Here is a 14,125-nt window from a genome sequence, read left to right as displayed (position 1 = left end):
CGCGACACGAATCCGCCTATACTGTCGTCATGCCCATTCGCCAGCTTTCCGAAACGATGATCAACCAGATCGCCGCCGGCGAAGTCATCGAGCGTCCGGCAAGCGTGGTCAAGGAACTGGTCGAGAACGCGCTCGATGCCGGTGCAAGCAAGGTCGAGGTCGTCACCGCTGGCGGCGGGTTGAACCTGATCCGCGTCACCGATGACGGCTCCGGCATCCCCGAACATGAGCTTTCGCTGGCCATCGCGCGCCACTGCACGTCCAAGCTTGCCGAGGATATCCACGACATCCGCTCACTCGGTTTTCGCGGCGAGGCGCTGCCGTCGATCGGCTCGGTGTCGCGGCTGTCGATCCGCTCGCGCACGGCCTTGGGCGATAGCGCCGCCGAGATCGGCATCGAGGGCGGCCGCATCCTGCCGATCAGGCCGGCAGCGGCCAATCGCGGCACCACGGTCGAGGTGCGCGACCTGTTCTTCGCAACACCGGCACGGCTGAAATTCATGAAGGGCGAGCGCGCCGAAAGCTCGGTCATCAGCGATGTGGTCAAGCGCATCGCCATCGCCTTTCCCGCCGTGCGGTTCACGCTGGCGGGCTCCGACCGCTCGACGCTGGAATTGCCGGCGACCGACGAAAGTGCCGAAGGCAGCCTGCGCCGCGTCGCCCAGGTGATGGGCGCCGAGTTTCCCGACAATTCGATTCCCATCGACGCGATGCGCGAAGGCGTGCATCTGACGGGGCACGTTTCGATCCCCTCCTTCACTCGCGCCAACGCGCTGCAGCAATATGCCTATGTCAACGGCCGACCGGTGCGCGACAAGCTAATCGCCGGCGCCATCCGAGGCGCCTTCGCCGACGTCCTGCCGCGCGACCGCCACGCGGTGACGGTGCTGTTCCTGACGCTCGATCCGGCAACGGTCGACGTCAACGTCCACCCAGCCAAGGCCGACGTCCGTTTTCGCGATCCGGGCCTGGTGCGCGGGCTGATCGTCGGCGCCATTCGTCAGGCATTGGCCGATGCCGGAATCCGTTCAGCCACCACGGGAGCGGCCGGCATGATGGCGGCGTTCCGGCCGGGTGCCGCATCCTACGGCCATGGCGGCCCGGCCAACGGCCATCGCAGCTACGAAGCATCGTACCACGCCTCCGGCTCGGCCGGTTTCGATCCGGCGCGATCGTCGCAGCGGCCGCTCGATATGCAGTTCGATGGCGCGGGCTTCGAGCACCGCGGTTTGCGCGAGCCCGACCAGCCGGGGTTCGATGCCGGCCCGCTTGCCAGCGCCGATGCGCGCGCCGGACAGAGCGAGGCGGCCGAGACGCTGCTCGGCGCGGTGCTTGGTGCGGCACGCGCGCAGGTGCACGAAAACTATATCGTGGCGCAAACCCGGGATTCACTGGTCATCGTCGACCAGCATGCCGCGCATGAGCGGCTGGTCTATGAGGCGCTGAAGAACGCGCTGCATTCGCGGCCGGTTCCCTCCCAGATGCTGCTTCTGCCGGAGATCATCGATCTGCCGGAAGAGGATGCCGAGCGGCTCGCCCTGCATTCGGAAACGCTCGCCCGCTTCGGGCTCGGCATCGAGCGTTTCGGCCCGGGCGCCGTCGCGGTGCGCGAGACGCCGTCGATGCTGGGCGAGACCAATGTCGGCCAATTGGTGCGTGACCTCGCCGACGAGATCGCCGACAACGACACGGTCGAGACGCTGAAGGAGCGGCTGGACAAGATCGCCGCCACCATGGCCTGCCACGGATCGGTACGCTCCGGCCGGCTGCTCAAGCCCGAGGAGATGAACGCATTGCTGCGGCAGATGGAGGCGACGCCGGGTTCCGGAACCTGCAATCACGGACGGCCGACCTATATCGAACTCAAACTGGCCGATATCGAGCGGCTGTTCGGGCGGCGGTAAAGGCGACAGCCTGCGAGGTTCGCCGGCGCAGCCCCCCACCCCGCTGCTTCGCAGCGACCCTCCCCACAAGGGGGAGGATGAAGGGCTGGGCTCCCCACCTCCCCCTTGGGGGGAGGTCGGACCGAAGGTCCGGGTGGGGTCCGAAAAGAGCCGCTTTTGAGCGACTTTTTCGAATCAAGTAATGATCCCAACTCCCTGATTCACCGCTTCAAATTGACCACGATCACACCCCCGAGCGCCAGTGCGCCGCCGAGGATGCCGAGCAGCGTCGGTACTTCGCCGAGCCAGAAGAAGCCGATCAGGGCGGACACCGGCGAGACCAGATAGAGGAAGTTCGAGGCCCGCGCTGCCGGCAGGCGCGACAGGGCGGTCGCCCAGGCGGCATAAGCGATCAGGCTCGGCACGATGCCGAGATAGATGACGGCGCCGAGACCGGCGGTGTCGGCGACGGCCGCCTGCTGGAAAGCGGCAGGCAGGAAGGGCGCCAGGCAGAGCGCGCCGAGCACCATGTTGGAGGCCGAAATGGTCAGCGGATGGTGGCGGGCGAACAGCGGCTTCTGGACTATGGTGTTGACGGCCGAGCACAGCGCGGAGCCCAAAACCAGCAGAGCGCCGGCATTGAAGTGCAGGCCGTTGCCGTCGGCCATGGCAATGATGCCGATGCCGGCGAAGGAAATAACCGTGCCGAGCCACGCCATGCCGGAAAAGCGCTCGCCCAGAAGAGCCATCGCCATGATGGCGGTGAAGATCGGGCTGACATTGATGATGAAGCCGGCGGCACCGGCCGAGACCGTCAGTTCGCCGAAATTGAGCATGGCGGTGTAGAGCGCGACGAAGATGGCGCCGCCAAAGGCGAAGCGCCACAATTCGCCGATCCTGGGCAGCGCCGGGCGCTTGACGGCAAGGAAGATCGCCGCCGGCACCGCGGCAATGGCGAAGCGCATGGCGCCGAGTTCCAGCGGCTGAAAGGCGGCCAAGCCGGCGCGGATCGCCGGGAACGCGGATGCCCAGCCGACCACCGTCAGCGCCACGGCGACGATGGCCGTGGTGTCCATGCGCTGTGTCTGATTCAACGTGCCCGCCATCGCGCCCATCTCACTCTCCTCGCGTTCGTCTGGTCCTGAAAGGCAGAAAACGCCTTTTCCAGCCCGTTGACAAACGACCAAATCGAGGATCACCTGTGACTATGGATCACAGCTCAGATACGATGGTGCCCCTCGAAACCCTGCGGGCCTTCGACGCAGCGGCGCGAACCGGCAGCTTTTCGGCGGCGGCCGAGAAACTCAACATCACCCATGGCGCGGTCAGCCGGCAGATCGCCAAGCTCGAGGATTGGCTGGGCCTGAAAGTTTTCGACCGGGGCGCCCGGGGCGTCTCGCTGACGATCGAAGGCAACCGGCTGCATCTGCGCACGTCGGAAGCCTTCGCACTGATATCGAGCCATTCCGACCGCTGGGTCGAACCGCGCGGCACGGCCGTCGTGCGGCTGACCTCGATCCCGTCGGTCAGCGGGCTTTGGCTGATGCCGCGCATGGCCGCACTGGAGAACAATCCCACCAAGCTGCGCATCGTGCTCGATGTCGATGTCCGCCAGGCCGACCTTGCCGACGAGGGCATCGACCTGTCGATCCGCTGCGGCCGCGGCGGCATTCCGGGTCGTGTCTCGGTGCAGCTTTTCGAAGAGCATGTCTTCCCCGTCGCCTCGCCGGAGCTGGCGCGCGAGATCGGCCGCGGCGACCCGGCCCGGCTGCTCAAATTTCCGCTGATCAACGATTCCGACGCTTCCGGCTGGCGCGCCTGGTTCGCGGCGCAAGGCATGGACTACCGGCCGCGCCCACAGGACCGCCGCTTCGAGGACTACAATCTGGTGCTCGACGCGGCCGCCTATGGGCTCGGCATCGCGCTGGCGCGGCCGCCGCTGAGCGGACATCAGCTGGCGTCGGGCCGCATCACCGCTGTCGACGAGCGCACAGCGCTCAATCCCGTGTCCTACTGGCTCGACCGGCCGACAGGACGGCCACGCACTGCCGCAGCCGATCTCGCCCGCCGCATCGCGCAGCAGGCCGGCCTGGCGCCGGAAAAGATCGAGGCGTTCATCGAGGCCGAACGATAGGCCCCAACATATTCCGGGCTGATCCGGATTTCAGCGAAGCAGCAGCAGGACCAAGCCGAAGACCATAATTGCCAGCAGGCCGGTCATGATCGAAACAAAGCCGATCTTCACCAGCAGGCGTTCGGGATTCGGCACCGCACCGTGGGATTGATTGGCCGGCCTGTGCCGTCTTGCCGGCGTGCCTGAGGCGGCCGCGCCGCGCGGGACCGGAGACGGCGGCGGGATGAACGACAGCAAGGACAGGCCCGCGGCCCTGGCGGGAGCGTTGTCGTTGGCTGTTGTCGAAGGCGGCACGAAGCCGCGCTGCGTTTCGGTTTCGGGCGTTGCCTTTCTCGCCGCGACTGTTGCCAGCACCGCCTCGTCGCTTGTCTCGAGCTGCGCCTGATAGGCCTCGACGATACCGGCCGAAGCAATCTGCTGCGATCTGATGGCCATCGGCGCCGCAGGCATCGCCAGCAGCGCCGGCGCCGTCCGTTGAGCGAACAGGGAGGGTGTGGCTGGCTGGACCAATTCCCTGACCAGCGCCGCTCTGACCGGTTCGGCTTTCGCCAACGGCACGGGTTGCGGCGTCATCGCTTCCTTGAGCAAGGAAGCCAGGCGGGCGGAAGAAATATCCATCGTGCCCCCAACAAAAGCGCTTTTCACACCTGTCGTAGCGCCTCAGCATTGTCTGAGGCTTGTCGCATGCTTGACCCGGCCGCAGATTTGTGGCGATGAAATCTCCATGACATTCGGCACCAGCGCATGATGAACCGTTTTGAAGGCCCGGGCGGCAAGGAAGCCCGCATCCGCTACCTCGATGGCGATTTCCAGGTCACCAGCCCCGGCTCGTTCGTGCGCTGCGCCGTGACCGGGGAAAGCATCCCGCTGGATGAGCTGAAATACTGGAGCGTCGCCAGGCAGGAGCCTTACGTGAACGCCACCGCTTCGCTGCGCCGCGAAATCGAGGTGCATCCGGAACTGCGCAAGCGCAGCTAGCCCTTCAGCTTGCGCTGCCGCCAGGCATCGAGCGTTTCCTCGATGATGCGCTCAGGCACATGCTCGAGTTCAAACACCGTGTCGATTTCCAACACGTCGAGACGGTCGAGGAAGTCCTGCTGGGCGCCATGGCGCAGCCGGGCGGCATCCTTCGCCGTGGTGATGAGGCCGAGGCCTTCGGCGCGCGCCGTCATCGCCAGTTCGGCCAGCTCGTCCTCGGCATAGAAATGATGGTCCGGGAAAGGCCGCGAAAGAGCCACCTCGCCGCCGGCCTCACGAATGGTGTCGAAGAATTTCTCGGGATGGCCGATGCCGGCGAAGGCCAGGAAGCGCTTGCCGGCAAGCCCTGCCTTGCTGCTCGGCTCGGTGTGGGCCTCGAAGATCGGCCGGCCGGCACGCGCCGCCTGGCGGACCACGGGGTCGGCGGCGCTGCCCTCGCCCATCTTCAACAGCCCGCTGGTGAAGACCAGCTGGTCGACGATCTTGGCCCGGAGCGGGCCGCCCGGAATGACGCGGCCATTGCCGATGCCGTAGCGGGCATCGACCACGACCAGCGCGTAGTCGATGTGGATGCGCGCGCTCTGAAATCCGTCGTCCATGATCACGAAGTCGCAGCCGTGCCTTTCCAGCAGCAGCCGGGCGCCGGCGGCGCGATTGGGCGTCACCGCAACGGGCGCGTGTTCGGCGAGCAGCAACGGCTCGTCGCCGACATGCCTGGCGCTGTCGTGGTTGACATCAACGACATGCGGCTCGGCGAAGGAGCCGCCATGGCCGCGCGACAGGAAGCCGGGCTTGAGCCGCATGCGCTTGGCCTGTTGGGCGAGCGCGATGGCCACCGGCGTCTTGCCGGTGCCGCCGACGGTGAAATTGCCGATGCACAGGACCGGCGCCTCGATCTTCTCGCGCCGCGCGCGCCGCATGCCACGACCGGCGACGAGCGCATAGACAGCCGACAGCGGCGACAGTGCCAGGACTTTCCAGTCCGGCTCTTCCCACCAGAATGGTGGTGCTTCGGAGGCCACGCTAGAGCATGATGCCGAAAAGTGTGAAACGGTTTTCGGGTGACATCATGCTCTATCTCCTTGATTTAGAGGCGGATTCAGATTTCAGGTCGAATAGACCTGAAATCATCCGGCTCTAGCGCCCGTTGGCGCCCTTCAGGCGCGACTTGACGACCAGGGGCTGGATATAGGGTTCAAGCGATTTCAGCGTGCGCGCCAAGGCGCCGCGCATCTCGTCGACGGTCGCGATGCCCGCCGCCATCATTTCGTGACGCGCCACTTCGTTGGTCAAAAGGAAGTTGACCGCACCGGCCAGCATGTCGCGGTCGCGCACCAGCTTGGCGCCGCCGCTGTCGATCAGGCGCTGATAGGCCTCGCGAAAATTCTGCACGTTGCGCCCGGCCAGAACCGCCGTGTCGAGCATGGCCGGTTCGAGCGGATTCTGCCCGCCCTCGGAGGTCAGCGAACGGCCGACGAAGGCGATCTCGGTCAGCCGGAGATACAGACCCATCTCGCCGATCGTATCGCCGAGCAGGATATCGGTGTCGGGTCCGATGCGATCGCCCCTGCTGCGCCGCGCGACCTTCAGGCCCATGCCGGAAATCTGCGCGGCAAGGGCTTCGGCACGATCGGGATGGCGCGGAACGACGATCGTCAGCAAGCCGTGGTGACGCTTGTGCAGCGTCGCGTGGACTTCCGCCGCAACCACCTCCTCGCCATCATGGGTCGAGATCGCCGCCCAGGTCGGGCGGCTGCCGATCTGTCGCTGCAAGATGCCCAGCGCCCGATCATCGACCGGCGGCGGGTTGGTGTCGACCTTGAGGTTGCCCGACACCGTGACCGGCCGGGCACCCAGCGCGCGAAAACGCTCGCCGTCGACATCGGATTGAGCGACGACATGGGCGAGGTTCTCGAACAGCGCCTCGGCGATGTTGGCCCGCTTCTTCCACGAGGTGAACGAGCGGTCGGACAGCCGGCCATTGACCAGCACCTGCGGCACGTGGCGGGCGCCGAGCTCGAGGATGGTCATCGGCCAGATCTCGGATTCGGCGATGATCGCCAGGTCCGGGCGCCAGTGATCGAGGAACCGGCTGACCGCCGGCTTCAGGTCGAGCGGCACATATTGGTGGATGATGCGGTCGCCGAGCCGCTCGTCGGCAACCTGGGCCGATGTCACGGTGCCGGTGGTCAGCACGATGTTGACGCCATAGTCGAGAATGCTCTCGACCAGCGGCACGACGGCGATGGTCTCGCCGACGCTCGCGGCATGGATCCAGATCACCGGCCCTTCAGGACGCGGGCGGCCGGCAACGCCGTAGCGCTCGCGGCGGCGGTTGCGGTCCTCCTTGCCGCGCGAGGTGCGCCAGGCGACATAGGGCCCGACCAGCGGATAGGCGGCGGCACCGGCGAACCGGTATGCCGTCAGCATGGCGCGCGCCCAGCGACCGCTCATCGCGGGCCATCCACGAGACGGTAGGCCTCGGTGGTGGCGGCGTTGAGCGCGACCGTCACTTCCTGGCGCTTGCGCTCCATTTCGGCTTCGTCGGCGTCGGCCGGCACGAAGATCGGCGTGCCGATGGTCACCGCGGAACGGCCGAACGGCAGGTTGATGGTGGTCTTGTCCCAGCTCTTCTCCAGCACCTTGCGGCGGCTGGTGGCGATGGCGACTGGCAGCAGCGGCCGGCCCGAGAGGCGCGCCAGGAGGACGATACCGAGCCCCGCGTCGCGCGGCGTGCCGTGGGGAATGTCTGCGATCATGGCGACATTCTTGCCGGCCGTGAGCGACTTTTTCAGGGCGATGAGCGCCTTGGCCCCGCCCTTGTCGAGATGCCTGGCATTCTCGCGACCGCCAGACCCGCGCACCGCCTCGATGCCGAATTTTTCCAGCATCAGCGCGTTGAGCTCGGCATCGGCGCTGCGCGACACCATGGCGACCAGCGGCTTGCGCTTGGGGTAATAGGCCGGCGTCAACAGATGCTGGCCGTGCCACAAGGCGATGATGCCGGGTTCGAACTCGGCGTAGGCGCCTCCCGAAAAGCGTGCCGATCCGGCGACCAGCGGGCTGGTCAGGCGCACCAGGCGCACGAATTGCGCCAGCAGGCTGGCAATGGCGTTCTTGACGAATCGCGACTGCGCGAGCGGTTCGCGGATCTTGCGCCAGAAGGTCTTGGTCGTGCGGCTGCCGCCCCTGCCCGTGGGCGCGGCATCGCCGGCTGGCCCTTTCGCCAGGTCATGCTCCATCGAGGTCAACCGGCGGCCTTGCTGTCGGGATCCAGGAGACGGTGCAGATGAACGACGAAATAACGCATATGGGCATTGTCCACGCTGGCTTGCGCCTTGGCTTTCCACGCCGTATGCGCGGATTGATAGTCGGGATAGATGCCGACGATGTCGAGCCCGTCGAGGTCGCGGAACTCGGTACCGCCAAGCTTCTTCAGTTCGCCGCCGAACACCAGATGCAAAAGCTGTTTCTTTCCGTCTTCCGCGGCCATGTCGGTCCTTCACATATTGTGAGTTTGTGACAGGTCTAGACCAAAGCCGTCGACTTTGGAACCTTCGAAAACGCTTTCACGCGTCCAGCCCGGCGATGACGTCGACCAGCACCGCCAGCAGGTCGCCGCTGCCGGCGGCGAGCGCGCCGTGGCGGGTCACCTCGCCGGCATAGAGCGGCGCGCGGCCATGCGGGTCGAGCAACTGGCCGCCAGCCTCGCGCAGGATGAGGTCGGCGGCGGCGATGTCCCAGTCATGCGCGTTCGGCTTGACGAAGGTGCCGTCGAGCGTGCCGTTGGCGATCATTGCCACGCGATAGGCGAGCGAAGGGCTGTAGGGCGCCCGCGTCAACCGCTTCTGCCAGCCCGCCGGCATCAGGTCGATGAGCTGCTTCAACCCTGAAATCTCGGCCTTCTCGCCGGGCTGGCGCACCGCGATGCGCTTGCCGTTGCGGAAGGCGCCCTGCCCGGGCAGCGCCCAGTAGGTCTCATCCAACGCCGGGCATTCGAGCACGCCAGCGAGCGTGCGGCCATTTTCGACGACGGCGACGCTGACACACCAGGTGCGCTGGCCCTCCAGAAAGCCGCGCGTGCCGTCGATCGGGTCGACGACGAAGGTGCGGCGCGCCGAAAGCCGGGCCGGATCATCGACGGTCTCTTCCGACAGCCAGCCATAATCCGGCCGCGCCGCCAGCAGCGTCTGGCGCAGATAGGCGTCCGCCGCGTGATCGGCTTCGCTCACCGGCGAGGTGCCGCCCTTCATCCAGACCTGCGGGCTTTGGCCGAAGTAGCGCATGGCGATGAGGCCCGCCTCGCGGGCGGCGTCGCGCAGCAGCGGCAGGTCTTCCGTAGCGTCGGTCGAGATCAGCTCATGCTCCGGCAAGGGTCATGCCTTCGATCAGAAGCGTGGGGGCCGCCGTGCCGAAATTGCGGTCGAGGTCATCAGCCGGCACCATGTTCAGGAACATGGTCTTCAGATTGGAGGCGATGGTGACTTCGGCGACCGGATAGGCCAGCGCGCCATTCTCGATCCAGAATCCGGAAGCGCCGCGACTGTATTCGCCGGTGATCATGTCGACGCCCTGGCCGAACACTTCGGTGACGTAGAAGCCGCTCTTGAGCGACTTGATCATGTCCTGCGGCGAGCGTTCGCCCGGCTCGATGGCGAGATTGGTGGAGGATGGGGAGACGGAGGAGCCGCTGCGCGATCCTCGCCCGTTGGTGACGAGGCCAAGCTCGCGCGCGGCGGACGTCGACAGGAACCAGTGGTTGAGGACGCCCTTTTCGACCATCAAGAGCTTCTCGCCCTCGATGCCTTCGCCGTCGAATGGACGCGACGCCTGGCCACGCCGCCGCAGTGGCTCGTCGGTGACGGTGATGGCGGCAGCGGCGACCTGCTTGCCCATCATGTCGCGCAGAAACGAGGTTTTGCGCGCGACGGAGGCGCCATTGATGGCGCCGGCAAGGTGGCCGGCGATGCCGCGGGCAACGCGCGGGTCGAACACCACGTCGACCGGCCCGGTCGCCGCCTTGCGCGCGCCGATGCGGCACACGGCGCGTTCGCCGGCCTTGCGGCCGATGTCTTCGGGTGCATCGAGATCACTAAAATGCAGACGCGAGGAGAATTCATAGTCGCGCTCCATGCCGGTGCCCTCGCCGGCAATGACGCTGGCAGAGCGCGAAAAGCGCGAGACGACATAATGGCCGAGAAAGCCGTGCGAGGTGGCCAGCACAAGGCCGCCCATGCCGGCCCCGGCGCTGCTGCCGGACGAATTGGTGACGCCCTTGACGGCAAGGGCCGCCGCTTCCGCCGCCAATGCCGCCTCCTTCAACTGGTCGGCCGACACCTCGGTGGCGTCGAACAGGTCGAGATCAGGCGTCCGCTTGGCAAGCAACGCCGGATCGGCAAGGCCCTGATAGGGATCTTGCGGCGACACTTTCGCCATTGCGACGGCGCGTTCGGCGAGCGCTTTCGGGTCGGACGCGGCGGTCGCCGAAACGCTGGCGACCTTCTGGCCGACGAAGACGCGCAGCGCGACATCCTCGCTCTCGGATGCCTCGGTGGCCTCGACCTTGCCGAGCCGGACCGACACACCGGTTGAGCGGCCGCGCACAGCCACCGCGTCGGCGGCATCGGCGCCGGCCTTTTTGGCAGCCTCGACCAGCGCCGCAACGCGATCGGTCAGTCTTGCAGCGTCTGTTATATCGGCCATGCCTGTGATTCCTGCTGTTGCGGCCAGCGTCTGGCCGCTGCCCACCCATCTATTGTTCCGGTCCGGCTTGTGCAATGGCATAGGCCTCTATCAAAATGCGGCTTCACGGCTTCCGTCCGGAACCGTGAGAAGTAAAAAACGCAGCCCGCAGCTTGCACGGAGCATGTTCGATGACGCCTTTCCATCTCGCCTTTCCGGTCCGTGATCTCGATGAAACCCGTATTTTCTATGGCGAGGTGTTGGGCTGCACGATCGGCCGCTCGTCGGCGACATGGGTCGATTTCGATCTTTTCGGCCACCAGATGTCGGCGCATTTGCGGCCACAAGCCGCGCCAGCCGCAAGCGACGGCAAGGTCGATGGCATTTTGGTGCCGATCCCGCATTTCGGCGCCGTGCTGTTGATGGACGAGTGGCAGCGCCTGGCGGCACGGCTGGAAGCGCGCGACGACATCGACTGGCTGGAACGGCCCATGGTGCGCTTCAAGGGCGAGCCCGGCGAACAGGCGACGCTGTTCATTCGCGATCCCTCGGGCAATGCCTTGGAGTTCAAGGGTTTTCGCTCGCTGGAGCAGGTTTTCGCACATTGAGCTGGGGCGAGCCCGGAGTCACGACCCGGCCACTGGCGTCCAGATCACATCCTCGATCTTCCGCGCGCCGGTCGCCAGCATAGCCAGCCGGTCGAAGCCGAGCGCGATGCCGCTGGCCTGCGGCATGGTGGCAAGGGCGGCGAGAAAATCCTCGTCCAGCGGGTAGCGCTCGCCATAGATGCGCTCCTTCTCGTCCATCTCGAGGATGAAGCGCCGGCGCTGCTCGGCCGGGTCGGTCAGTTCGCCAAAGCCGTTGGCGAGCTCGACACCGCAGCAATAGAGTTCGAAGCGCTCGGCGACGCGGGGATCCCTAGGGCTCGGCCGGGCAAGTGCGGCCTCGGCGACTGGGTATTCGCACAGGATCGTCGCGCGGCCGATGCCCAGATTGGGCTCGATCTTTTCCACCATCACACGGCTGAACAGGTCGGCCCAGCTGTCGTCGGGCGCCGTGCGCAGGCCGGCCTTGATCAAGGCGGCGTAAAGCGCCTCGCGGTCTGTGCTCCCGTCGGCGGCGACCGTGGCCAGGAGATCGATGCCGGAATAGTGGGTGAAGGCATCCGCCACCGTCAGCCGCTCCGGCTCGGCGAACGGATCGCAATCGCGGTCCCGGAAGGAAAAGCGCGTGGCCCCTGCCCTGGTCGCCGCCAGCGCCAGCAGATCGGCGCAGTCGCGCATCAGGCTCTCATAGGTCTCGCCCACCCGGTACCATTCGAGCATGGTGAATTCGGGATGGTGCAAGGGACCGCGCTCGCGGTTGCGGTAAACCGAACCCAGGCTGAAAATGCGCTGCTCGCCGGCGGCGAGCAGCTTCTTGCAGGCGAATTCGGGCGAGGTGTGCAGATAAAGCGGCGACCCCGCGCCATCGGGCCCGACCACCTCGGTGGCGAAAGCCGCCAGATGCGCCTCGTTGCCGGGCGAGACCTGCAGCGCCGCCGTTTCCACCTCGACGAAATCCTGGGCCGCGAACCAGTCACGCAAGGCGGCGGTCAGGCCATTGCGCAGCATCAGGCGCGGGCGGCGGTCGGCGTGAACGTCAGGCGTCCACCAGGGCGAGGCGGCGGTCATCGCCGGGCCGCGGGCGTGTCAGTTTGCACTAGGGGCTGGCGGTTCGCGCCGAGATGCGCTAGGCCCCCATCCAGCGCCGCAGAAGCCGGCAAACGCCCATCAACTCTCGCAGGATAAAAAACCGTGGTGAAAGTCATCGCCAGTTCGCTCCGCAAAGGCAATGTCGTCGAAAAGGACGGCAAGCTTTATGTGATCCTCTTTGCCGAAAATATCCACCCAGGCAAGGGCACCCCGGTGACGCAGCTCGACATGCGCCGCATCGGCGATGGAGTGAAGGTCTCGGAGCGCTACCGCACCACCGAGCAGGTGGAGCGCGCCTATGTCGAGGAGCGTGAGCACACCTTCCTCTACGCCGACGGCGAAGGCTATCACTTCATGAACCCGGAAACCTACGACCAGGTGGCGGTGTCGGAAGCCGTGGTCGGCGATGCCGCGCCCTATCTGCAGGAAGGCATGCCGGTACAGGTCTCGCAGTTCAACGGCATCGCCATTTCCCTGGTGCTGCCGCAGCGTGCCACCTTCGAAGTGGTCGAGACCGAGCCGACGACCAAGGGCCAGACCGCATCGTCCTCCTACAAGCCCGCCGTGCTCTCCAACGGTGTCCGCACCACAGTGCCGCCGCACATCGCACCCGGCACCCGCGTGGTGGTGATGACGGCCGATGGCGCGTATGTGGAGCGGGCGAAGGACTGAGGGGCACTCTTAAGTCTGCCAATCCCAAGCTGGAAGCCAAGCGCTGCCTCACTGTTTGAAACAGTGTTCGCGATGCCATTGCAAAAAATGCGGATGTGGGCGCTCGATTTGGCGGCGGGGCGGAATCGCGCGGCGAGTCCTGTTTATGAACGTCTGCACGCTTTCGAAGTCGTTAACCTGCCTCGATATCAGGATTTCCAGATCATCGGATAGGCTGATCAGTCCTCGATCGAACATCCAATGCGCGGTACCGGATAGCGCAATCCCATTGCTCACGATATCAGGTCCATTCTTTTCGACAGGTCGAATATGGGCGGCAGAAACCTCTGCTCGACCGCCTCCATTTATCAACTTCAGTCCCGTGATCGCACAGCGCTCGTCATAGGCGCGCAAGACGATGCGGCGGAAAATACGGTCCCGCACGATTCGCGATCCGATGTAGCTCACACGGTCACGACTCTGCTCGAACTGGAATGCGGCCCCCTCGTCCTCAAACCCGGAGGAAATGCCGGTCTCATCCACGCGTGGCAGCAGCAACTCACGGGCATCAAGGCCAAGATCGACAATACGGTTGAAATCGCTTGGACTGATTGGCCGGACGGCAGATTGAGCGCGGCCGGAAATCCGCCCTTGGTCGTTAAGCAGGCCCCGCTCAGCGAGACCGTCTGTCCCATTAAATGGAACAGGATTGGCAAAATCGAGGTATGATCCTGGCTCAATCAAAGCGAGATACATACCAGGCGCATTGGGATCGGGAATAGCCTGCTGGACTTTGGCCATGGCGAAATAGCCACGGGTATCATCCACTTTGCTTGGTTCGTAGTAGATGATCCAGTCACCAACGCATGCTTCCACACGACGCAGATACTGGCTGGGGAACTGATATCGCTCAGCGGGGCTGTCGTCGTAGATCGAATCCGACCGGTGGATGAAGACCCCGAATCCCATGATCTTCCTGTAATTTTGGGGATATCCGCCGAGATGTAGCACCAAAATTCGATCTTGGAAGCTTAGTCTAGGCCAGAGAAATTACCCTCTCCGACAAACCGCTCCAGATTTTTTCACGGGGGCAGTCGCAAAGG

General features: G+C 65.4%; 15 protein-coding genes. 5 read left to right on the top strand and 10 right to left on the bottom strand.

The features are described 5' to 3' along the window. Nucleotides 1–29 precede the first annotated feature (29 nt). On the top strand, nt 30–1,904 hold the full coding sequence (gene mutL / locus LB577_RS01040) for a DNA mismatch repair endonuclease MutL (protein ID WP_224685185.1): 1,875 nt from the start codon (nt 30–32) through the stop codon (nt 1,902–1,904). 200 nt (nt 1,905–2,104) lie between these two features. Here the strand turns inward: mutL and LB577_RS01035 are convergent, their stop codons facing one another. Next, nucleotides 2,105–2,998 carry a DMT family transporter gene (locus LB577_RS01035; RefSeq protein ID WP_224685184.1) on the bottom strand — a complete coding sequence of 298 codons (894 nt, stop codon included), beginning with the start codon at nt 2,996–2,998 and terminating at the stop codon, nt 2,105–2,107. 92 nt (nt 2,999–3,090) lie between these two features. Here LB577_RS01035 and LB577_RS01030 point away from each other — a divergent pair, with 92 nt between their 5' ends. Next, nucleotides 3,091–4,017 carry a LysR substrate-binding domain-containing protein gene (locus LB577_RS01030; protein WP_224685183.1) on the top strand — a complete coding sequence of 309 codons (927 nt, stop codon included), beginning with the start codon at nt 3,091–3,093 and terminating at the stop codon, nt 4,015–4,017. A gap of 30 nt (nt 4,018–4,047) precedes the next feature. On the opposite strand, the gene LB577_RS01025 is transcribed toward LB577_RS01030, so the two are convergent. Then, nucleotides 4,048–4,635: a hypothetical protein gene (locus LB577_RS01025; RefSeq protein ID WP_224685182.1), complete on the bottom strand. Its 588-nt coding sequence runs from the start codon at nt 4,633–4,635 to the stop codon at nt 4,048–4,050. A 126-nt stretch (nt 4,636–4,761) separates the two neighbouring features. Between LB577_RS01025 and LB577_RS01020 the strand changes: the two genes are divergently transcribed. After that, nucleotides 4,762–4,995 (top strand): DUF2093 domain-containing protein, encoded by a 234-nt coding sequence (locus tag LB577_RS01020; RefSeq protein ID WP_023779388.1) that lies wholly within the window; start codon nt 4,762–4,764, stop codon nt 4,993–4,995. On the opposite strand, the gene lpxK is transcribed toward LB577_RS01020, so the two are convergent. From lpxK to LB577_RS00990, 6 genes are all read right to left on the bottom strand, one after another. Next, complete coding sequence (lpxK, locus tag LB577_RS01015) at nt 4,992–6,017, bottom strand: tetraacyldisaccharide 4'-kinase (RefSeq protein WP_224685181.1); 1,026 nt, start codon at nt 6,015–6,017, stop codon at nt 4,992–4,994. The genes LB577_RS01020 and lpxK overlap by 4 nt on opposite strands. Before the next feature lie 115 nt (nt 6,018–6,132). After that, nucleotides 6,133–7,449: a lipid IV(A) 3-deoxy-D-manno-octulosonic acid transferase gene (waaA, locus tag LB577_RS01010; RefSeq protein ID WP_224685180.1), complete on the bottom strand. Its 1,317-nt coding sequence runs from the start codon at nt 7,447–7,449 to the stop codon at nt 6,133–6,135. After that, a complete protein-coding gene (locus tag LB577_RS01005) occupies nt 7,446–8,237 on the bottom strand; it encodes a lysophospholipid acyltransferase family protein (RefSeq protein WP_140571575.1) in 792 nt (263 codons plus the stop codon). Before LB577_RS01005 ends, waaA begins: the two co-directional genes overlap by 4 nt. A 5-nt stretch (nt 8,238–8,242) precedes the next feature. Continuing rightward, nucleotides 8,243–8,488 carry a DUF4170 domain-containing protein gene (locus LB577_RS01000; RefSeq protein ID WP_013896111.1) on the bottom strand — a complete coding sequence of 82 codons (246 nt, stop codon included), beginning with the start codon at nt 8,486–8,488 and terminating at the stop codon, nt 8,243–8,245. Nucleotides 8,489–8,564: 76 nt separating this feature from the next. Next, the gene (locus tag LB577_RS00995) at nt 8,565–9,368 is read right to left on the bottom strand and encodes a 3'(2'),5'-bisphosphate nucleotidase CysQ (RefSeq protein ID WP_224685179.1); all 804 of its coding nucleotides are present in this window, start codon (nt 9,366–9,368) and stop codon (nt 8,565–8,567) included. Beyond that, nucleotides 9,355–10,698, bottom strand: coding sequence for a TldD/PmbA family protein (locus LB577_RS00990; RefSeq protein ID WP_224685178.1), 1,344 nt, complete (start codon nt 10,696–10,698; stop codon nt 9,355–9,357). Before LB577_RS00990 ends, LB577_RS00995 begins: the two co-directional genes overlap by 14 nt. A gap of 170 nt (nt 10,699–10,868) precedes the next feature. Here LB577_RS00990 and LB577_RS00985 point away from each other — a divergent pair, with 170 nt between their 5' ends. Continuing rightward, on the top strand, nt 10,869–11,285 hold the full coding sequence (locus LB577_RS00985; RefSeq protein WP_023766510.1) for a VOC family protein: 417 nt from the start codon (nt 10,869–10,871) through the stop codon (nt 11,283–11,285). A gap of 18 nt (nt 11,286–11,303) precedes the next feature. On the opposite strand, the gene epmA is transcribed toward LB577_RS00985, so the two are convergent. Continuing rightward, nucleotides 11,304–12,350 carry an EF-P lysine aminoacylase EpmA gene (gene epmA, locus LB577_RS00980; RefSeq protein WP_224685177.1) on the bottom strand — a complete coding sequence of 349 codons (1,047 nt, stop codon included), beginning with the start codon at nt 12,348–12,350 and terminating at the stop codon, nt 11,304–11,306. Between the two features lie 126 nt (nt 12,351–12,476). On the opposite strand from epmA, the gene efp reads away from it, so the two are divergent. Then, complete coding sequence (gene efp / locus LB577_RS00975) at nt 12,477–13,043, top strand: elongation factor P (protein ID WP_023766508.1); 567 nt, start codon at nt 12,477–12,479, stop codon at nt 13,041–13,043. A gap of 48 nt (nt 13,044–13,091) precedes the next feature. Here efp and LB577_RS00970 read toward each other — a convergent pair whose 3' ends face one another. Further along, a complete protein-coding gene (locus LB577_RS00970) occupies nt 13,092–13,991 on the bottom strand; it encodes an HNH endonuclease (RefSeq protein ID WP_224685176.1) in 900 nt (299 codons plus the stop codon). Nucleotides 13,992–14,125 lie beyond the last annotated feature (134 nt).

The sequence above is a fragment of the Mesorhizobium sp. B283B1A genome (genome assembly GCF_020165735.1).
GTDB lineage: Bacteria > Pseudomonadota > Alphaproteobacteria > Rhizobiales > Rhizobiaceae > Mesorhizobium > Mesorhizobium opportunistum.
The sequence above is the reverse complement of the archived record's forward strand: the minus strand, read 5'-3'. Positions and strand labels throughout refer to the sequence as shown.